At 72.9% G+C, this 18987-nt stretch carries 20 protein-coding genes; 8 read left to right on the top strand and 12 right to left on the bottom strand.

Annotated features, from left to right (window positions below; all coding sequences use genetic code 11):
- Positions 1-64: 64 nt before the first annotated feature.
- Together nhaA and ACFQQI_RS21725 are read left to right on the top strand one after the other, a co-directional pair.
- Positions 65-1396, top strand: coding sequence for a Na+/H+ antiporter NhaA (gene nhaA, locus ACFQQI_RS21720; protein WP_378568491.1), 1332 nt, complete (start codon positions 65-67; stop codon positions 1394-1396).
- A gap of 13 nt (positions 1397-1409) precedes the next feature.
- Positions 1410-1829, top strand: a complete 420-nt coding sequence (locus ACFQQI_RS21725; protein ID WP_378568493.1) for a phage holin family protein — start codon at positions 1410-1412, stop codon at positions 1827-1829.
- Positions 1830-1933: 104 nt separating this feature from the next.
- On the opposite strand, the gene ACFQQI_RS21730 is transcribed toward ACFQQI_RS21725, so the two are convergent.
- From ACFQQI_RS21730 to nth, 4 genes are read right to left on the bottom strand one after another with little or no spacing between them, the layout of a single operon-like run.
- On the bottom strand, positions 1934-3109 hold the full coding sequence (locus ACFQQI_RS21730; RefSeq protein ID WP_378568495.1) for a MarP family serine protease: 1176 nt from the start codon (positions 3107-3109) through the stop codon (positions 1934-1936).
- On the bottom strand, positions 3106-3831 hold the full coding sequence (locus ACFQQI_RS21735) for an NUDIX hydrolase (protein WP_378568497.1): 726 nt from the start codon (positions 3829-3831) through the stop codon (positions 3106-3108). Before ACFQQI_RS21735 ends, ACFQQI_RS21730 begins: the two co-directional genes overlap by 4 nt.
- On the bottom strand, positions 3828-4427 hold the full coding sequence (locus ACFQQI_RS21740) for a TlpA family protein disulfide reductase (RefSeq protein ID WP_378568499.1): 600 nt from the start codon (positions 4425-4427) through the stop codon (positions 3828-3830). The genes ACFQQI_RS21735 and ACFQQI_RS21740 overlap by 4 nt, the downstream gene beginning before the upstream one ends.
- On the bottom strand, positions 4424-5152 hold the full coding sequence (nth, locus tag ACFQQI_RS21745) for an endonuclease III (RefSeq protein WP_378568501.1): 729 nt from the start codon (positions 5150-5152) through the stop codon (positions 4424-4426). The genes ACFQQI_RS21740 and nth overlap by 4 nt, the downstream gene beginning before the upstream one ends.
- A 145-nt stretch (positions 5153-5297) precedes the next feature.
- Between nth and ACFQQI_RS21750 the strand changes: the two genes are divergently transcribed.
- A complete protein-coding gene (locus tag ACFQQI_RS21750; RefSeq protein ID WP_275744072.1) occupies positions 5298-5975 on the top strand; it encodes a Crp/Fnr family transcriptional regulator in 678 nt (225 codons plus the stop codon).
- A gap of 43 nt (positions 5976-6018) precedes the next feature.
- Here the strand turns inward: ACFQQI_RS21750 and ACFQQI_RS21755 are convergent, their stop codons facing one another.
- From ACFQQI_RS21755 to ACFQQI_RS21775, 5 genes are all read right to left on the bottom strand, one after another.
- The gene (locus ACFQQI_RS21755) at positions 6019-6912 is read right to left on the bottom strand and encodes a DUF559 domain-containing protein (RefSeq protein WP_378568503.1); all 894 of its coding nucleotides are present in this window, start codon (positions 6910-6912) and stop codon (positions 6019-6021) included.
- 117 nt (positions 6913-7029) lie between these two features.
- The gene (locus tag ACFQQI_RS21760; RefSeq protein WP_378568505.1) at positions 7030-7839 is read right to left on the bottom strand and encodes an MBL fold metallo-hydrolase; all 810 of its coding nucleotides are present in this window, start codon (positions 7837-7839) and stop codon (positions 7030-7032) included.
- Positions 7836-8705, bottom strand: a complete 870-nt coding sequence (locus ACFQQI_RS21765) for an NUDIX hydrolase (RefSeq protein WP_378568507.1) — start codon at positions 8703-8705, stop codon at positions 7836-7838. The genes ACFQQI_RS21760 and ACFQQI_RS21765 overlap by 4 nt, the downstream gene beginning before the upstream one ends.
- On the bottom strand, positions 8702-9178 hold the full coding sequence (locus ACFQQI_RS21770) for a RidA family protein (RefSeq protein ID WP_378568509.1): 477 nt from the start codon (positions 9176-9178) through the stop codon (positions 8702-8704). The genes ACFQQI_RS21765 and ACFQQI_RS21770 overlap by 4 nt, the downstream gene beginning before the upstream one ends.
- Before the next feature lie 7 nt (positions 9179-9185).
- Positions 9186-9344, bottom strand: coding sequence for a DUF4177 domain-containing protein (locus tag ACFQQI_RS21775; RefSeq protein ID WP_180935256.1), 159 nt, complete (start codon positions 9342-9344; stop codon positions 9186-9188).
- 81 nt (positions 9345-9425) lie between these two features.
- Between ACFQQI_RS21775 and ACFQQI_RS21780 the strand changes: the two genes are divergently transcribed.
- The 4 genes from ACFQQI_RS21780 (at position 9426) to ACFQQI_RS21795 (ending at position 14429) form a co-directional block, all read left to right on the top strand.
- Positions 9426-10592: a sensor histidine kinase gene (locus ACFQQI_RS21780; RefSeq protein ID WP_378568511.1), complete on the top strand. Its 1167-nt coding sequence runs from the start codon at positions 9426-9428 to the stop codon at positions 10590-10592.
- Positions 10589-11251 carry a response regulator gene (locus ACFQQI_RS21785; RefSeq protein ID WP_378568513.1) on the top strand — a complete coding sequence of 221 codons (663 nt, stop codon included), beginning with the start codon at positions 10589-10591 and terminating at the stop codon, positions 11249-11251. The genes ACFQQI_RS21780 and ACFQQI_RS21785 overlap by 4 nt, the downstream gene beginning before the upstream one ends.
- Positions 11252-11316: 65 nt before the next feature.
- Complete coding sequence (locus ACFQQI_RS21790) at positions 11317-12036, top strand: ABC transporter ATP-binding protein (protein ID WP_378568515.1); 720 nt, start codon at positions 11317-11319, stop codon at positions 12034-12036.
- Positions 12033-14429, top strand: a complete 2397-nt coding sequence (locus ACFQQI_RS21795; protein WP_378568517.1) for an ABC transporter permease — start codon at positions 12033-12035, stop codon at positions 14427-14429. Before ACFQQI_RS21790 ends, ACFQQI_RS21795 begins: the two co-directional genes overlap by 4 nt.
- Before the next feature lie 23 nt (positions 14430-14452).
- Here the strand turns inward: ACFQQI_RS21795 and ACFQQI_RS21800 are convergent, their stop codons facing one another.
- Positions 14453-15745, bottom strand: coding sequence for an Nramp family divalent metal transporter (locus tag ACFQQI_RS21800; RefSeq protein WP_378568520.1), 1293 nt, complete (start codon positions 15743-15745; stop codon positions 14453-14455).
- A gap of 50 nt (positions 15746-15795) precedes the next feature.
- Positions 15796-16647 (bottom strand): sigma-70 family RNA polymerase sigma factor, encoded by an 852-nt coding sequence (locus ACFQQI_RS21805; RefSeq protein ID WP_378568522.1) that lies wholly within the window; start codon positions 16645-16647, stop codon positions 15796-15798.
- Between the two features lie 210 nt (positions 16648-16857).
- Between ACFQQI_RS21805 and ACFQQI_RS21810 the strand changes: the two genes are divergently transcribed.
- Positions 16858-18213: an MFS transporter gene (locus tag ACFQQI_RS21810; RefSeq protein ID WP_378568524.1), complete on the top strand. Its 1356-nt coding sequence runs from the start codon at positions 16858-16860 to the stop codon at positions 18211-18213.
- Between the two features lie 91 nt (positions 18214-18304).
- On the opposite strand, the gene ACFQQI_RS21815 is transcribed toward ACFQQI_RS21810, so the two are convergent.
- Complete coding sequence (locus ACFQQI_RS21815; protein ID WP_378568526.1) at positions 18305-18937, bottom strand: 3-oxoacid CoA-transferase subunit B; 633 nt, start codon at positions 18935-18937, stop codon at positions 18305-18307.
- Positions 18938-18987 lie beyond the last annotated feature (50 nt).

Below are 18987 nucleotides of genomic sequence, written 5' to 3' on the forward strand. Positions count from 1 at the left end.
GGGTGGGTCGTGGTGCGCCGGGAAGTCTGGTCGGCAGTCGATCCGACCGACCCCGAGGAGCACCGTGACCCACCCCGACGGCCCCGCGGATGACCGGGCACCTCGGCGTACGACGCGGCTCTTCGCCCGCGGCTCGTGGCTGGAGACGTCGCGGGCGGCCGACATCCTGCGGGCCGAGACCACGGGCGGGCTGCTGCTGATCGTCGCCGCCGTGGTGGCGCTGGTCTGGGCGAACAGCCCGTGGTACGAGGCGTACTTCACGATGCGCGACAAGGTCGTCGGCCCCGACTACCTGCACCTCGACCTCACCATCGGCGGGTGGGCGGCCGACGGGCTGCTCGCGATCTTCTTCTTCGTGGCCGGCCTGGAGCTCAAGCGGGAGTTCGTCGCCGGTGACCTCCGCGACCCCAGCCGGGCGGCGCTGCCGGTGCTGGCCGCGGTGGGCGGCATGGTGGTGCCGGGCCTGATCTTCGTGCTGTGGAACCTCGAGGGCGGCGGGCTGGTCGGGTGGGCGATTCCGACGGCGACCGACATCGCGTTCGCGGTGGCGATCCTCGCGGTGATCAGCACCCACCTGCCCGCCGGGCTGCGGACCTTCCTGCTGACGCTGGCGGTGGTCGACGACCTGCTCGCCATCACGATCATCGCGCTCTTCTACACCGACGACCTCGACCTCCCCCTCCTGCTGCTCGCTCTGCTGCCGCTGGCGGCGTTCGGGGCGCTGGTCCAGCGCCGCATCCGGTGGTGGTGGCTGCTGCTGCCGCTGGCGGTGGCCACGTGGGCGCTGGTGCACGCGTCCGGCGTGCACGCGACGGTCGCCGGTGTCCTGCTGGCGTTCACGGTGCCGGTGGCGCGGTCCGACGGGTCCGACGGGCGGGGGCTGGCCGAGCACCTCGAGCACCTGGTCCGGCCGATCTCCGCCGGCGTCGCCGTACCCGTCTTCGCGTTCTTCGCCGCCGGCGTCCACCTCGGCGGCGTCGACGGTCTCGCCGACGCCCTGAGCGGGCGGATCGCGCTCGGCATCATCTGCGGCCTGGTCGTCGGCAAGGCCGTCGGCATCGCGGGCTCGACCTGGCTGCTGGCCCGGTTCACCCGCGCCGACCTCGACGACGAGCTGAGCTGGGTCGACGTGATCGGGATGTCGATGCTCGCCGGCATCGGGTTCACCGTGTCGCTGCTGATCGGCGAGCTCGCGTTCGGGACCGGGACGGTCGAGGACGACCACGCCAAGGTGGGCGTGCTCGTCGGGTCCCTCGTCGCGACGCTGCTGGCGACCGTCGTGCTGCGCAGCCGCAACCGCGTCTACCGGCGCCTGCGCGAGATCGAGGAGCGTGACGACGATCGGGACGGGGTACCCGACGTCTACCAGCGAGACGATGACCCCCAGGGGCTTTAGTAGGGTGACGCGCATGGCGAGCAACGACGTCCAGGCACCAGCGACGGGTCAGGACGATCCCACCATCGGCCGGTTGGTGCACGACGCCACCAAGGACATCTCCAGCCTGATCCAGAAGGAGATCCAGCTCGCGAAGTCCGAGCTGAAGGTGAGCGTCCGCGCCGGCGGCACCGGCATCGGGCTCTTCCTCGGGGCGGCCTTCCTGGTGGTCCTCGCGATCATCATGCTGTCGGTCTCGATCGCCTACTTCATCAACTGGAACGGCGAAGGGCTCTCGCTGCACTGGGCGTTCCTGATCGTCTTCGGCTTCTACCTGCTCGTGGCCGCGCTGCTGGTGTACATCGGCGTGCGGCAGGTGAAGAAGGTCCGCGCCCCCGAGCGCGCGATCGAGCAGGGCAAGGAGATCCCCAAGGCCCTGAAGGGCCAGGCCTAGCGGGGACGCGCCAGCGGACCCGCTGATGGTGGTCGAGCAAGCCGCGCGACCGAGGAACGAGGTCGCGACCGGCGTGTCGAGACCCGGTGAGCCGAGAGTCGGCGTCAGCCAGCACAGCCGCCGGTGTCGACCCCGTCGGACGCCGACAGACCGGCCGAGGCCGCCTCGGAGACCTGGTCGGCGGTGAGCGCGTAGCCGGTGTCGTGGTCGTTGACCGACGCCGCGAACACCACGCCGACGACGTCGCCACGCGAGGACACGATCGGGCCGCCCGAGTTGCCCGGCCGGATCAGGCCGCGCAGCGAGTAGACGTCACGGATGACCGTGCCGCCGCCGTAGATGTCGGGCGAGCGCAGCCGCTGCTGCGACCGGATGCGTCCGGGCTGTACGTCGTACGGGCCGTCCTCGGGGTAGCCGAGCACGGCGACCCCGTCACCGGCGCCGGCGCTGCGGTCGAAGTCGAGCACGTCGGTGCTGCCGCTGTCGTAGGCCAGCACGGCGACGTCGACGTCGGGGTCGTAGTGGACGACCGTCGCGGGCAGGGTCGTGTCACCGACCACGACCTCGGGGTCGTCGACGCCGGCGACGACGTGGGCATTGGTCATCACCCGGTTCTGGGCGTAGAGGAAGCCCGACCCCTCGACGCCGCGACCACACTCGTTGGTGCCGCGGATCTTGATGACGCTGTCGGCGGCGCGCTCGACGTCGGGGTCGGTGAGCAGGCGCCGCGGCCCCGGCCCGACCTCGACGATCCGCTCGGGCGCGAACGGCTCGAGGTAGCGGGGGAAGAACGTCGTACCGACCACGTTGTTGAAGGCCTGGAGCGCGCCGTCGGCGGTGTCGGGCAGCACGTCGTCGACGCTGGAGAGCACCGAGGAGTCGCGCACCATCGGGGTGATGCCGCCGATCCGCGAGCCGGAGATCGCGACGCCGAGCGCCCACGCCACCAGCAGGACCGCGACCGCGCTGAGCAGGGCGCCGCCGACGGCGTCGACCGCGCGGGCGGGCTGCCAGGTGATGCGCTCCCGGATGCGGGCGCCGGCGAACTGGAAGAGCGCCTGCCCGAGCGACGCCGCCAGGATCACGATGAAGAGCGCGCCCAGCGAGACCAGCATCGACGGGTCGGCGTCGCCCAGCGCGGTCGGCGCGAGCCAGACGCCGAAGAGGCCGCCGAGCAGCAGCCCGGTGGTCGCGAACGCGCCGGTGATGAAGCCCTGCCAGTAGCCGGAGAGGGCGTAGGCCAGGACGAGCACGACCAGCAGCCAGTCGAGCAGGTTCACCGGGCACCCCCGCGGCGCTGGTCGTCGTCGATGTCGAGCAGGTCCGCACCGCGTCCGCGGCGCTCGCGCCCGGTGAACATGTAATCGGGAAGATCCTGGACGCGGGACTCGTCCCACGGGACGGACCAGTCCAGGTAGTCGAGCAGCCGGGCGATGATGCCGCCGGTGAAACCCCACAGGATGACGTCGTGGTCGGGACCGATGAGGAAGCCGGGGCTCTGGTAGCCGTTGCCGGGCATCCGCACGGTGACCCGGTGGGTGGGGTCGACCAGCTCGGCGAGCGGCACGTGGTGGATCGCGTGCACCTCGGCGCGGCTCATGACGGCGACCTCGGTCGGCTGGGCCCACCAGCCGAGGACGGGCGTGACGGCGAAGTTGCTCGGGGGCAGCCAGAGCTCCGGCAGCCGGCCGAACACCGCGACCGTGCTCGGGTCGACCCCGACCTCCTCCTCCGCCTCACGGAGCGCAGCCTCGACGACGTCCTCGCCGCTGTCGAGCGACCCGCCGGGGAACGACACCTGGCCGGGGTGCGAGCGCATGTCGTGGGCGCGCTCGGTGAGCAGCAGCTCGCCACCCTGCGGACCCTCGCCGAACAGCATCAGCACGGCGCCGCGCCGGGCGCCGCCACCCGGCGGCGGGGCGAACCGGGTCAGGTCCTCCGCCTGGATCTCCCGCGCCGCCCGCTCGACCGGCTGCAGCCAGTCGGGCAGCCGAACGCTCACAGGGTGACCTCGAGGTGCTCCTCGACCAGGTCGACCAGCTCGTCGTAGGTGGCGACCCCGCCGTACTCCTGGTGGACCAGCTCGCCGTCGGCGTCGAAGATCGCGAGGTAGGGGTAGCCGCGGATGTTCGGGAAGGGGGCGACGCCGTTGAGGTCGCCGTTGGGGTCGGCCAGCAGGGGGTAGGTCACGCCGGTCTTCTGCGCGAACTCCAGGGCGGCCAGCGGCTGCACGTCGGTCGAGTCGATGCCGACGACGGCGATCTCGTCGCCGAACCTCTCGTGGAACTCCTGGAGCGCCGGCATCTCGCGGCGGCACGGCTCGCAGAACGACTGCCACAGGTTGACGATCATCGGGCCCTCGAGCGTCGCGAGGTCGACGTCGGGTCCGCCGCCCAGGCAGGGCAGGGTGACCGCAGGCAGCCCGCCGTCCTCGGCGGCGCCGGGCGCGCAGTCCTCGATGCCCGCCGCCTGCTTGACCTCCCGCAGCTGCGGGGTGTCGACGTCGACCTGGGCGCGACCGGGGCCGGGCACGTCGTCGGAGCATCCGGACAGCGCGAGCAGCGCCGCGACCACCACGGTCGCGAGGAGTCGCTTCATGCTCTGCCCTCGGTCTTGACGAGCTTGGCCGCGGCGACCGGGTCGGTCGGGCCCTCGCCGTACGCCGGGCACCACTTCGCGACCGGGCAGGCGCCGCACGCGGGGTTGCGCGCGTGGCAGCGGCGGCGCCCGTGCCAGATCAGGTGGTGGCTGAGCATCGTCCAGTCCTTCTTCGGGAAGAGCGCGCCGACCGCGTGCTCGACCTTGACCGGGTCGGTCTCATCGGTCCAGCCGAAGCGGCGGACCAGCCGCCCGAAGTGGGTGTCGACGGTGATGCCGGGGATGTCGAAGGCGTTGCCGAGCACGACGTTGGCGGTCTTGCGGCCGACGCCGGGGAGCTTCACCAGGTCGTCGAGCCGCGGCGGCACCTGGCCGTCGTGGTGCTCGACGAGCGCGGCGCTCAGCTTGAGGAGCGACTCGGTCTTGGCCCGGAAGAAGCCGAGCGGGCCGACGATGCCCTCCAGGGTGGCCCGGTCGGCGGCGGCCATCGCCTTCGCGTCGGGGTAGGCCGCGAACAGCGTCGGCCGCACGGCGTTGACGCGCTTGTCGGTGGTCTGCGCTGACAGCACGGTCACGACGAGCAGCTGGAAGGGGTCGTCGAAGTCGAGCTCGCAGCGGGCGTCCGGGTAGGTCTCGGCGAGCATGCGGTCGATCTTGCGGGCGCGCCGGACCAGGCCGGTGCGGGTCTCCCCGCTGCTGATCACGGACTCGGGCGCGTCGGACACGCGGCCCAGCGTACGGCGCGGCGCCGACACCGCCGATTCGCCCCGGGGCCGACTTGCGGGACCCGCTGCTGTCTGTGAGGTTTCCCACTGGCTAGGATCGTGCGCGGAACCCGTGCGCTCACGGGAGACTCTCGAGGAGGATTTCGTGGACAACGACGTGCTGCGTCAAGCACCGCTCTTCAGCGCGCTCGACGACGAGGCGGCGACCGCGCTGCGGGCGTCGATGGCCGAGACGCGGCTGCGCCGCGGTGACGTCCTGTTCCACGAGGGCGACTCCGGCGACAAGCTCTACATCGTCCTCGACGGCAAGGTGAAGCTCGGCCGGACGTCCTCCGACGGTCGCGAGAACCTGCTGGCGATCCTCGGCCCCGGCCAGATGTTCGGCGAGCTCTCGCTCTTCGACCCCGGCCCGCGCTCGGCGACCGTCACCGCGGTGACCGACGCGACGTTCGCCTCGCTCTCCCACGAGGACCTGCTGCGCTGGCTCGAGGGCCGCCCGGTCGTCGCCCGCGGGCTGCTCGCCCAGCTCGCCGGCCGGCTGCGCAAGGCCAACGACGTCGTCGCCGACCTGGTGTTCTCCGACGTACCCGGCCGCGTCGCCAAGGCCCTGCTCGACCTCGCCGACCGCTTCGGCCGCACCGCCGACGACGGCGTGCACGTCCACCACGACCTCACCCAGGAGGAGCTCGCCCAGCTGGTCGGCGCCTCCCGCGAGACCGTCAACAAGGCCCTCGCCGACTTCGCCTCGCGCGGCTGGCTCCGCCTCGAGCCCCGCTCCGTCGTGATCATGGACGTCGAACGGCTCGCTCGCCGCGCCCGCTGACGGTTGAGTCGAGACTTCTCGACACTCGAATCGAGAGTTTCGGTCACCAGCGGCGGTTGGAGTACGCCGGCTGGAGCGCCGCCCGGAGGTCACGAAGCCATCGATTGCGTCTGGCATCGGTGAAGTCACCCTTGCGAACGACGATGACGGTCCAGCCGTGGCGCCGCAGCCAGTCCCGACGTTCCTCGTCCTCGGCCTCCCGGCCCGCGTGCGCCTCCTCGCCGTCGTACTCGACGACGACGCGCGCCCGTCCGTAGGCGAAGTCCAGCCGGTACGTCGGCACGCCATCGATCTCGATCCATGCTTGCGGCTCGGGCAGCGGCAGCCCGGAGTCGGCGATGTCCAGGTAGACCCACGCCTCCCGTTGAGACTCCATGCGTGGGTCGACCAGACCGGCCAGGCCACGCAGCTGGATGACTCCTCGGCGCCGGCGGTAGCGACCGAGCTCACGCTCCAGCTCGTGTGCGGTGAAGTCGTGGAGCCGCGCGAGCATGACCATCGCGGCGAAGGCCTCCCGCCGCTTGAGGCAGCACCCGAGGTCGAGTGCCGTGCGCAGCGGTGTCGTCACGCAGACACCGTGCAGCGTCATCACGTCCGGCGGGCGCAGGTCGCGAGTCCGACCGTCGACCCCGGACACCTTGGTCGGAGCGTGCCAGCGGAGCGCGCACGTCTCGATCGGCGGCGCGCTGTCGTGCTCGGCGTAGACATGCGCATCGACACCGTGCAGCCACGCCGCCGTGCGATCGGTGACGACGTGGTGCGGCTTCAGGACGAGGGCGACGGCTCGTGCCCGAAGCTCGATCGAGTCGGGCACCTGATTCGAGACGTACACGCCACGGACGACGGGCCGGACGTCACCGCTCCGCAGGCCGCGTCGCAGCGTTGACGCCGGCAGGTCGCCGTACGCGAACGGAACGTCGGGCCAGGTCCACCCCATGGAAGGACGCTCCCCAGCCGACGCCCGTCACGCACCCGTGGATCGCGAAGCTGTGGATGACCGAAAGTCTCGATTCGAGTGTCGAGAAGTCTCGACTCAACCGTCAGAGGTCTCGATTCAACGGTGGGCGAGGTAGGCGAGCTGGGCGCGGACGGAGAGCTCGGCGGCGTCCCAGAGGGATTCGTCGACGGCGGCGTAGACGACCTCGACGACCTGGCGGGGGAGGGAGTCGTCCTCGGCGAGCTCGGGCGAGATCGGGACCGACAGCTCCGCGAGGGCGCGCTCGACCTGGGCGAGCCGCTCGCGGCGGTGGGCGAGGTAGAAGTCGAGTACGCCGAGGGCGTCGTCGAGGACCGGGCCGTGCGCCGGCCAGAGGGTGCGTACGTCGCCCGACGCGGCGAGCGCGCGCATCCGCTCGATCGACGAGAAGTACGGCCCGAGCTGCCCGTCGGGGTGGGCGACGACCGTCGTGCCGCGGCCGAGCACCATGTCGCCGGTGAGCAGGGCGCCGTCGTCGGGCAGCAGCAGCGAGATCGAGTCGGCGGTGTGGCCGGGCGTCGTGAGCACCCGCAGCGCCAGGCCGTCCACGGAGATCGCCTCGCCGTCGACCAGCGGGTCGGCGTCCACGCACAGCGCCGGATCGAGCGCGCGTACGGCGCAGCCCTTGCGCCGCGCGAACTCCGCCGCCACCTCGGCGTGGTCGAAGTGGTGGTGGGTCAGCAGCACCAGGCGTACGTCGCCGAGCTCGGCGGTCAGCCGCTCGAGGTGCCCGTCCTCGATCGGGCCGGGGTCGACGACGACGGCGCCGGAGGAGCCCGGCTCCTTCAGCACCCAGGTGTTGGTGCCGTCGAGGGTCATGATCCCGGGGTTGGGCGCCAGCAGGCAGCGCCCGCGGGACCCGAAGGACCCACCCGACCACGGGGTCATGCGCGTCGGCGAGCGGCGACGAGCGGCCGCAGCCGGTCGGGCATCGACAGTGTCCAGCCCTCCTCGAGGGGTTCCACCGACGGGCAGAACATCTCGACGGAGCGGCCGGCGGCCACCGCCAGCACCTCCTCGGGAGTGCCGTGCTCTCCGACCTCCATCGACGTGAGGTACGTCGGCGGCATCAGCGCCAGCTCACCCGCGTCGGCCTGCACCGCCGCCGCCCGGGCGGGGATCCAGGCCACCGACGACGACTCGGTCGAGACGTCCCGCGTCACCTGGCCCTCCGGGAGGGCCGCCACGAAGAACCAGGTGCGGTAGCGCTTGGGCTCGAAGATCGGCGTCAGCCACGCGTCCCACACGCCCAGCAGGTCGGTGCGCAGCACCAGCCCGCGGCGGGTGAGGAAGTCGGTCATCGACACCTCGCGCGACTCCAGGGCGACCCGGTCGGCCTCCCAGTCGTCTCCGGTCGTGTCGGCGACGACGTTCGACTCCGACGTACCGGCCAGCAGCACGCCCGACTCCTCGAACGTCTCGCGCACCGCGGCACACACCAGCGCCCGAGCGGTCTCCTCGTCGCATCCCAGCCGCTCGGCCCAGGCCGCCGGCGACGGGCCGGCCCACGCGACGGACGCGTCGAAGTCGCGCGGGTCCACGCCGCCGCCCGGGTAGACGCACATCCCGCCGGCGAAGTCCATCGAGACCTGGCGGCGCAGGTAGTAGACCTCCGGGCCGTCGGCGGCCGGACGCATCAGGATCACCGTCGCCGCGTTGCGCGGCTCGGCCGGCTCCTGCCGCCCGTCCTCGAACTCGCGCGCGACGTCGACGAGCTTGTCCGGCAGCGGCACCGGCGGGAGCGGGATCCTCACTCGGCCGACCCGGGAGCCACCCGCACGACGACCTCGACCTCGACTGGCGCGTCGAGCGGCAGCACGGGTACGCCGACGGCCGACCGGGCGTGGACACCCGCGTCGCCGAAGACCTTGCCGAGCAGCTCGGACGCACCGTTGGCGACCTGCGGCTGGCCGGTGAAGTCGGGCGTGGACGCGACGAACGCGACGACCTTCACGACCTGCACGACGTTGTCGAGGTCGCCGACCTTCGACTTCACAGCGGCGATCGCGTTGAGCGCGCACTGCTCGGCGCACACCTTCGCGTCCTCGGGCGAGACCTCGCCACCGACCTTGCCGGCGAGCAGCAGCTCGCCGTTCTTCATGGGCAGCTGGCCGGACGTGTAGACCAGGTCGCCCGAGACGACCGCGGGCACGTAGACCGCGACCGGCGTGGGCACCTCGGGCACCGTCAGCCCGAGCTCGGCGAGACGATCCTCGGCAGCACTCATCGGAACCTCAGCCCTCGAGCGGCCGCTTGAAGTAGCCGACCAGGTTCTCGGGGTTCATGCCGGGCGCGATCTGCACGAGCTCCCAGCCGTCGGCCCCGAAGTTGTCCAGGATCTGCTTCGCCGCATGCGTCAGGATCGGTGCGGTCAGGTACTCCCACTTCGTCATGGCTGGCACCCTACTCGGGGGGTACGCCGCGTCCACCCGTGGTCGGACGCACCGGCGCCCGGCCGCAACTAGGGTCGCTGCGTGACCACCCTGCCCGTCCACCGCCAGCCCTGGCGGCTCGGCCCACGCGGCCGGTGGTGGTTCGACCTCGGGCTGGTCGCCGCCCTGGCGCTGCCGGCGCTCGGCACCCCGGTGACCGACGCCGGCTGGGTCGGGCTGGTGCTCGCGCTCGGCCAGATCCTCCCGCTCTACTGGCGCCGCCACCATCCCGACGCCTGCTTCGCGGCGGTCGCGGTGGCCAGCGCCGCGCAGCCGCTCCTCGTCGACATCCCGATGTGGAGCCAGGCCGCGTTCCCGGTCGCGGTCTACTCGGTGGCCCGCTACTCCACGACCCTCCGCGGCCTGCTCGCCCTCGCCGTCGGCCTGTGCGGCGCCGTGGTCGCGTCGGTCGTGTGGGTGCGCGGCTTCGACGGTGACCTGACGGCCGGGAGCGTGACGTCGTACGCCGTCACGATCGCCACGATCGTCGTCACGGCCTGGGCGCTGGGCGCGCTCGCCCGCACGCGCCGGGCGTACGTCGACGCGCTCGTCGAGCGCGGCGAGCAGATCCGGCGCGAAGCGGCGCAGCAGGTGGCGCTCGCCGCGTCGGACGAGCGGGCCCGGATCGCCCGCGAGATGCACGACGTGGTCGCGCACGGGCTGTCGATGATCGTCGTGCAGGCCGACGGCGCCCGCTACGCCGCGCGCCAGGACCCGGCCGCCGCCACCGACGCGCTCGCGACGATCTCGGCGACCGGGCGGGAGGCGCTCGGCGAGATGCGCCGGATGCTCGGCCTGCTCCGCGCCGAGGACGGCACCGAGCTCCGGCCCCAGCCCGGACTCGCGGACCTGGACGCGCTGGTCGCCGCGGCCCGCGCGGCCGGCCTGCGCGTCGACGCCACGCTCCCCGACGCACCGCCACCGGTGCCCGACGGCGTCGCGCTCACGACGTACCGCATCCTCCAGGAGGCGCTCACCAACGTGCGCAAGCACGCCGGCCCCGATGTCACCGTGCGGGTCCTGGTCGAGGTGGCGGACGACGTACGCCTCCTCGTCGAGGACGACGGTCGCGGCGCCGCCGCCGCACCGGACGGGCACGGGCTCGGCCTCATCGGGATGCGGGAGCGCGTCACGGTCCACGGCGGCAGCGTCGAGGCGGGACCCCGGGCGGGCGGCGGCTTCAGCGTGAGTGCGAGGCTGCCGCTGTGACGATCAGGGTCTTCCTCGTCGACGACCAGCAGCTGGTGCGCGGCGGCTTCCGGATGCTCGTGGACAGCCAGCCCGACATGGAGGTCGTGGGCGAGGCCGGCGACGGCGGCGAGGCGGTGCAGCGGCTCGCGGTGACCGGGGCGGACGTCGTGCTGATGGATGTCCGGATGCCGCGCATGGACGGCGTCGCCGCCACCCGCGAGCTCACCGCGCGTGGCGAGCTGCCGCGGGTGGTGGTGCTGACGACGTTCGACCTCGACGAGTACGCCTTCTCCGCGATCAAGGCAGGCGCCGCGGCGTTCCTGCTCAAGGACGCCCCACCCGAGGACCTGCTCACCGCGATCCGCACGGTCCACGCGGGCGACTCGGTCGTCGCGCCGAGCACGACGCGGCGCCTGCTCGACCGGTTCGCGGCGGTGCTGCCCGACGACACTGCCGCGCCTGCCGAGGAGCGGCTCGCCGGGCTGACCGACCGCGAGCGCGAGGTGCTCGTGCTCGTCGGGCGCGGCCGCACCAACACCGAGATCGCCGCCGAGCTCGTGGTCGCCGAGGCGACCGTGAAGACCCACGTCGGCAGGCTCCTCGCCAAGACCGGCTCGCGCGACAGGGTGCAGCTCGTCGTGCTGGCGTACGAGACCGGTCTCGTGCGTACGACCTGAGTCGTACGCCGGCTCCGCCCCGTGGGCTGACGATCACGACGTCGGGAGACGGGATCGTCGTCGCCATGACGACCACCCAGACCTCCGTCCGCGTCGCGGCCAGTGCCCGCGGCCTCACCCGCGTCTACGGCCGCGGCGACTCCGACGACACCGCCGTGCACGCGCTCCGTGGTGTCGACCTCGACCTGCCCGCCGGGCGCTTCACGGCGATCATGGGGCCGTCGGGCTCCGGCAAGTCGACGCTGATGCACTGCCTCGCCGGTCTCGACACCCCGTCGGGCGGCACCGTCGAGGTGGCGGGCCGGGCCCTGCACGAGATGGACGACACCGCCCTGACGGTGTTCCGGCGCGAGCACATCGGCTTCGTCTTCCAGTCCTTCAACCTGCTGCCGATGCTGACCGCCGGCCAGAACGTGCTGCTCCCGCTCGAGCTCGCCGGTCGCCGCGTCGACGCCGAGGTGCGCGACCGCTACGACCTGGTCGTCGACGTGCTCGGCATCCGCGACCGGCTCGGCCACCGGCCGGCCGAGCTCTCCGGAGGCCAGCAGCAGCGGGTGGCGATCGCCCGCGCGCTGGTCAGCCAGCCCGACATCGTGTTCGCCGACGAGCCGACCGGCAACCTCGACAGCGAGGCGTCGGCCGAGGTGCTCGGCTTCCTGCGCCGTTCGGTGCGCGAGCTCGGCCAGACCGTCGTGATGGTCACCCACGAGCTCGACGCCGCGGCGTACGCCGACGACGTCGTCGTGATCGCGGACGGTCGCGTCGCCGAGGTCCGCCGCGCATGAGGACCGTGCTGCGCGCGTCGCTGCGCACCCACACCCGCCGCTACGTCTCGGCGGCCGTCGCGGTGGTCATCGGCGTCTCCTTCATCGTCGTCACCAGCATGCTCTCCGAGGCCACGCGAGCCGGGCTGGTCGCCGGGGTCGGGGTCCCCTACCGCGGCGCCGACGTCGTCGTGTCCGACATCGACGCCGCGGACGCCGCGCGGATCGTCGATCGCGCCGAGGCCGACGGCGACTCCGCCTCGGTGCTGGGCTGGACACCGCAACGGGTCCGGATCGGCGACGACCTCCTCCTGGGGGAGCGCACCGACGTCGGCGGGATCTCGACGGACCCGGACCTGCGCTGGCAGGTGCTGCGCGACGGCCGGTTCCCGGACGGCCCCGGCGAGGTCGTGGCCGACGCCAACGCGGTCAAGGGCGAGGACGTCGCGATCGGCGACACCGTCGAGGTCGGTGACGTCACCGCCACGCTCGTCGGCCTCGTCGACACGCCGTCGGCGAGCGTCGGCGCCCAGCTCTACCTGACGTGGCCGGACCTGCGGGGGCTCGACGAGCGGCTCTGGGTGGACTCGGTGACGTACGCCGGGCCCGGCTCGGCCTCGCTCGCGGATGAGCTGCCGGAGGGCGCGAGCGTGCTCCCGCGTGACGAGTTCGTCGAGAAGCGGCAGGCGGAGCTGACGAACGAGGTCAACGTGATCGCGATCGTGCTGCTGATCTTCGCCGCGATCGCCCTCTTCGTCTCGGTGCTCGTCATCGCCAACACCTTCTCGATCCTCTTCGCCCAGCGCGCCCGCGACTTCGCGCTGCTGCGCTGCGTCGGAGCCACCCGCCGTCAGGTGCTGCGGTCGATCCGGGTCGAGGCGCTCGCGCTCGGGCTCGTGTCCGCGGTCCTCGGCCTGGCGGTCGGCACCGGCCTGGGCTACGCGCTCGTGGCGGTCGCGAAGTCGGCGCTCCCGCCGGGCAGCATGGCGTTCGCGCCACCGTCGCCGGGCTGGTACGCCGGCGCCCTCGCGACCGGCGTGCTCGTCACGGTGGTGGCCGCCTGGCTGCCCACCCGGCGCGTGGTGCGGATCAACCCGCTCGCCGCCCTCCGCCCCGACGACTCGACCAGCGTGCGCACGGGCGCCGGCCGGCTGCGCGTGCTGCTCGGCCTGGCCGCGGTCGCCATCGGCGTCGTCCTGCTGGCGCTCTCGATCAGTGCTGCCAGCGCCGCCCTGATGGTGGCGGGCGGGGTGGCCTCCTTCAGCGGTGTGCTGCTGCTCGGCCCGGTCCTCGTGCCGGCGCTCATCCGCGCGGTCGGCGGGGTGGCCGGCAGGCTGGTCGGCACACCCGCACGGCTCGCGGCCGAGAACGCCGTGCGCAACCCGCGGCGTACCGCTGCCACGACCGCGTCGCTGCTCGTCGGCGTCACGCTCACCACGGCGGTGCTGGTCGGCCTCGCCAGCTCGCGCAGCGCGGTCGACGAGGACATGGACAAGGACCACCCGGTCGACGTCACGGTCACCGCCGCCGACGGGCCGCTGCCGGCCGACCTGGTCGACGGGGTCCGCGCGGCGCCGGACGTCGAGACGGCCGTCATGCTCGAGGGCGCGGCGGGCACCGTCTCAGGCGCCGGCCGGCTGCCCGTCGTCGCGGGCGCCGGGCTGGCGACAGTGCTCCGGGGCACGCCGACGCTGCCGGGACCCGGCGAGATCTGGCTGCCCGAGGACCGGATGGACGACGCCGCCGACCGGGTGACAGTGCGGGTCGGCGACGCCAGCGAGGTGCTGCGCGTGCGTGCCGGCGTCGACATCGGCGAGGTGGCGCTCGTGGCCCCCGAGACGCTGGCGGCCCTCACCGGCGAGGCGGAGCCGTGGGCGGTCTGGGTGCGGGCGGCCGACGGTGCCGACGCCGAGGACCTCGGCGGCGACCTCGACGCGCTCGCCCGGCCCGCCGGCGCCGAGATCGTCAACGGCCTGGAGGAGAGGTCATGGGTGACGCTCCAGCTCGACATCCTCACCGGCACGGTGGTCGCGCTGCTCGGCATCGCCGTGGCGATCGCCCTGATCGGCATCGGGAACACCCTCGGCCTGTCGGTGCTCGAGCGCAGCCGCGAGAACGCCCTGCTCCGCGCGCTCGGCCTCACCCGCCGCCAGCTGCGCGCGACCCTGGCGACCGAGGCCGTGCTGCTCACGGTGGTGGCGACCGCCCTCGGGACCGCGATCGGCGTCACCTTCGCCTGGGTCGCCGTCGAGGCGCTGGTGCGGAAGGCGGTCGACGACGCCCCGATGGTGCTGCCGTGGGGCCAGCTGGCGCTCGTCGTACTCGTCGCCGGTGTGGCCGGGCTGCTCTCCGCCCTCCTGCCGGCCCGGCGGGCGGCGCGGGTCGCTCCGGCGGCCGGCCTCGGCCTGGACTGACCCACTGGGACAGTCCCGAGCCCTCACCACCACCCGACGTACGGCGCAAGCACGCCCTTGATCTCGTTGACTGCGAGGGCCAGGAAGAGGACTGCGCAGAGCAGCATCAGGCCGTTGGAGACCCAGCCGTTGCGCCACTCCCGGGGCACGTCGGAGTGCGGGAGGGCGCCCTCGCGGCGCTTGTTGAGCAGCACGAGGAGCGTGATCGCGAGGAACGGCATGAAGAGCGCGCCGAGGGTCCCGTAGGCCAGGATCAGGCCGACCGGCTCGTCCAGCATCAGGAGCAGCATCGGCGGGAAGGTCAGCCAGAGCATGTAGGCGCGGAAGTAGCGGCCACCGGTCCGGGTGTCGGGGTGCCCCGACGGCAGGTCGCGCAGGTTGCCGACGTAGTCCGCGAACATCAGGCTGACGCCGCTCCACACGCCGATCAGCGACGAGAACGACGACGCGAAGAACCCGATCAGGAAGACCTTGCCGAAGACCTCGCCGTACCTGTCGTCGAGGACGTCGGAGAGCTGCACGAGCGCCTGGTCGCCGGTCTCGGCCGCGATGCCGGCGGAGTAGTAGAGCTCGGCGCCGACGATCAGCATCGACACCACGAACACGCCCGTGATGGTGTAGGCGACGCCGTTGTCGAGCCGCATCACCCGCATGTACGCCGGGCTGTCCCACCCCTTCTCGCGCAGCCAGTAGCCGTACGCCGCCAGCGTGATCGTGCCGCCCACGCCACCCGCGATCGCGAGCACGTTGATCACCGAGTCGTCCGGGAAGATCGGCCGCAGCCCGAGCACGATGTCGCCGAGGTTCGGGGTCGCGAGGGCGGCGGCGCCCACGACCGCGACGAACATGACGCCCACGAGGGCCGCCATCACCTTCTCGAACGTCGCGTAGGTGCCGAACCAGACCATCAGCAGCCCGAGCACGCCGAGCACGACGGCCGTCCACCGCAGCGAGAGGTCCGGGAAGAGCGCCACGAGCGGCAGCGCGGACGACGACATGGCGGTGGCGCCGTACACCAGTCCCCAGACGACGATGTACGGCGCGAAGTACCAGGTCGTCCAGCGGCCCAGGCTGCGCCAGCCCTCGAAGATCGTCCGGCCGGTGGCCAGCGAGTAGCGGCCGGCGCCCTCGACCAGCACGACCTTGATGATCGCGCCGAGGACCGCGACCCACAACAGCGTGTAGCCGAACTTCGCGCCGGCGACGAGCGTCGCCACCAGGTCGGCGGCACCGACACCGGTGGCCGCGACCACGAGGCCGGGTCCGACCACCCTCCACTTGGCGGGACGCTCCTGCTGCTGGATCTCGGTGCTCATGAGGAGAGCCCCTACCCAGCGGGGCGCGGGGTAGTCCCCGCGCGGCGACGTCAGGCGGTCTGCACCATCTCCACGCGCAGGCGGGCCGCGTAGCGGGCCTGCACGGACTCGGCGTACGCCGCCTTGCGCCGCGCGGCGACGCCGGTCGGGTTGACGGGCTCCTCGACCAGGTGCGGCTCGAGGGCGGAGGCGAGCGCGCCGCGAAGCAGCACGAGCGCCTCGGCGCGCAGCTGGGAGACCCGCGACTCGGTGACGCCGAGCTCGGCGCCGATCTCGGCCATCGGGCGCTCCTCGAGGAAGTAGCCGCGGACGACGACCTGGAGGCGCTCGGGGAGCTCGGCGATGGCGTCGACGAGGTAGGCGAGCTGCTCGCCGCGCTCCAGGACGCCCTCAGGGCCCATCGAGGAGGTGGGCAGCTCGTCCGCGAGGTCGCGGTCGGTGCCGTGGATCGAGAGGACGGTGGCCCGCGCGACGTCGGCGTCGGCGCGCACGACCTCGGAGAGGGAGATCCCGAGCGAGTCGGCGACCGCGCGGTCGTCGGGGAACTGGCCCATCGCGGCGGCGAGGCGCTGGCGGGCCGCCTCGATGTCGCGGCCCTTCCGGCGCACCGAGCGGGAGGCCCAGTCGACCGAGCGGAGCTCGTCGAGCAGCGCCCCGCGGATGCGCTGGGCGGCGTACGCCGCGAACGGCACGCCCAGGTCGGGGTCGAAGGCCTGGGAGGCCGCCACCAGGGCGACCAGGCCGGCCGACCGCAGGTCGTCGCGGTCGACGGACGCTGGGATGCGTCCGGAGACCTCGCGCACCAGGTGCGCAACCAGGGGGATGTGGTCCACTGCCAGCTGCTCGGCGGTGGTCGGAGCGGAGTCGGAGTTCGGGCTCGTCACGCGGTCGGAACGGTTCACGAGGAGAATCGTGACGTGGTCTTGCGACATTTCTGAACTTACTCGTCCGTAATGGTCGGAACGGGCCATACGAACCAGTCCGGGGACCATGCGAACCACCCGGCCTAGACCACTCGGGACCACCCGTCCAGACCATCGGACGGACCACGTCCGGTGTGAGCCTTGCGGAAGCGTTGACCTCGACCGCGCTTGAAGTCCTACGGTCCTGACGTGACCCTGACCCCGCCGCGAGCCGACCCCCGGCCGCGCCTGCTCTCGCCGACGTACGCCGCCACCACGATCGGCATGTTCGCGCTGTGCGCCTTCGTCGCGTTCGAGGCGACGGCCGTGACGACGGTGATGCCGACCGTCGCCGACGAGCTCGACGGGGTCGGCCTCTACGCGCTCTCCTTCGCCGCGCCGCTCGCCAGCGGCGTGGTCGGCATGGTCGCGGCCGGCGGGTGGAGCGACCGGCGCGGCCCGGTGCAACCGCTCGCCGTCGCCCTGGTGCTGTTCGCGCTCGGCCTCGTGGTCTGCGGCACCGCGCCGTCGATGGAGGTCCTCGTCGCGGGCCGCGTGCTCCAGGGCCTCGGCGGAGGTGCGCTCACCGTCTGCCTGTACGTCGTGGTCGGGCTGGTGTTCCCCGCCCTCCTCCAGCCCGCGGTGTTCGCGAGCTTCGCGGCGGCGTGGGTGCTGCCGTCGCTGTTCGGCCCGGCGCTGGCGGCGTTCGTCGCCGACGCGGTGGGCTGGCGCTGGGTCTTCCTCGGGGTCGTCGCGCTGGTGGCCCTCTCCGCGGTGCTGATCGGCCCGGCGCTCCGCACGCTCGGGACCCCCGAGGAGGGTCAGCCGGCTCCCCGGTCCCGGCTGGCGTGGGCGGTCGCCGTCGCCGTGGCCGTCCTCGCGCTGGAGCTGCTCGGCTCGCGGCGGGGCGCCACCGCGCTGCTCGCCGTCGCGGCGCTCGCCATCGTCGTGGTCGCGCTGCGGCGGATGCTGCCCGCCGGCTCGCTGGTCGCGCGGCGCGGGCTGCCGGCCGTCATCGGCACCCGCGGCCTGCTGACCGCGTCGTTCCTCTGCGCCGAGGCCTACATCGTCTTCGTGCTGCAGGAGCGCTGGGGGCTCACCGCCGCCACCGCGGGGCTCGCGCTCACCGGTGTCGGTGTCGTGTGGGCGGCGTCCAGCCAGGTGCAGTCCCGGCTCGGCGACCGGGTCTCCGACGTGGCCGCGATGTGCTGGGGCAGCGGGCTCCTCTTCGCGGGCACGGCCGCGCTCACGCTCGGCGTGACAGCCCACGGGCCGTGGCCGCTGACGATGGCGGCGTACGTCGTCGCCGGCGCCGGCATGGGCTTCGCCTTCCCGCGCACGGGCGTCGCGATGCTCGCCGCGTCGACCGACGCCGACCGGGGCTTCAACTCGTCCGCGCTGTCGATCGCCGACTCTCTCGGCGGCGCGCTCGCCCTCTCAATCTCCGGGATCGTGTTCGGTGCGGCGACCCGGGTGGACGTCGACCGGTTCGTGTCGGTCTTCGTGCTCGCGACCGCCCTCGGTGCGCTGGCGGTGGTCACCGCCGCCCGCACGGCCACCCGCTGAGGTCGGCGACTGGCTGTAACGGGGCGTTGTGGCGTCTGTCGCCCCTGTATGACGGGAGAGAAGATGCCACAACACCCCGTTACAAGGGACGTCAGCCGGCGACCAGCTCCGGCTCCGTCTTCTCGCGCACCTCGTCCTCGGTGACGCCGGGGGCCAGCTCGACCAGCTTCAGGCCGTCAGGGGTGACGTCGAGGACGCACAGGTCGGTGATGATCCGCTGCACCACGCCGCGGCCGGTGTAGGGCAGGGAGCACTCGTTGACGATCTTGTACGAGCCGTCCTTGGCGAGGTGCTCCATGAGCACGATGACCTTCTTGGCGCCGTGGACCAGGTCCATCGCGCCGCCCATGCCCTTGACCATCTTGCCGGGGATCATCCAGTTCGCGATGTCGCCGGTCGCCGAGACCTGCATCGCGCCGAGGATCGCGGCGTCGATCTTGCCGCCGCGGATCATCCCGAACGAGGTGGCCGAGTCGAAGAACGACGCACCCCGGCGCAGCGTGACGGTCTCCTTGCCGGCGTTGATCAGGTCCGGGTCCTCCTCCCCGTCGAGGGGGTAGGCGCCGACCCCGAGGATCCCGTTCTCCGACTGCAGCACCAGCTCCACGTCGTCGGCGACGTAGTTGGGCACCAGCGTCGGCAGCCCGATCCCGAGGTTCACATACGACCCGTCGGAGAGCTCCGCGGCCGCGCGGGCGGCCATCTCCTCACGGCTCCAGCTCATCGGACGGTCCTCTTCTCGATCCGCTTGTCGGCGGCCTGCTCGGGCGTCAG

The sequence above is a fragment of the Nocardioides sp. GCM10030259 genome, assembly GCF_042666375.1.
Classification (GTDB): Bacteria; Actinomycetota; Actinomycetes; order Propionibacteriales; family Nocardioidaceae; genus Nocardioides.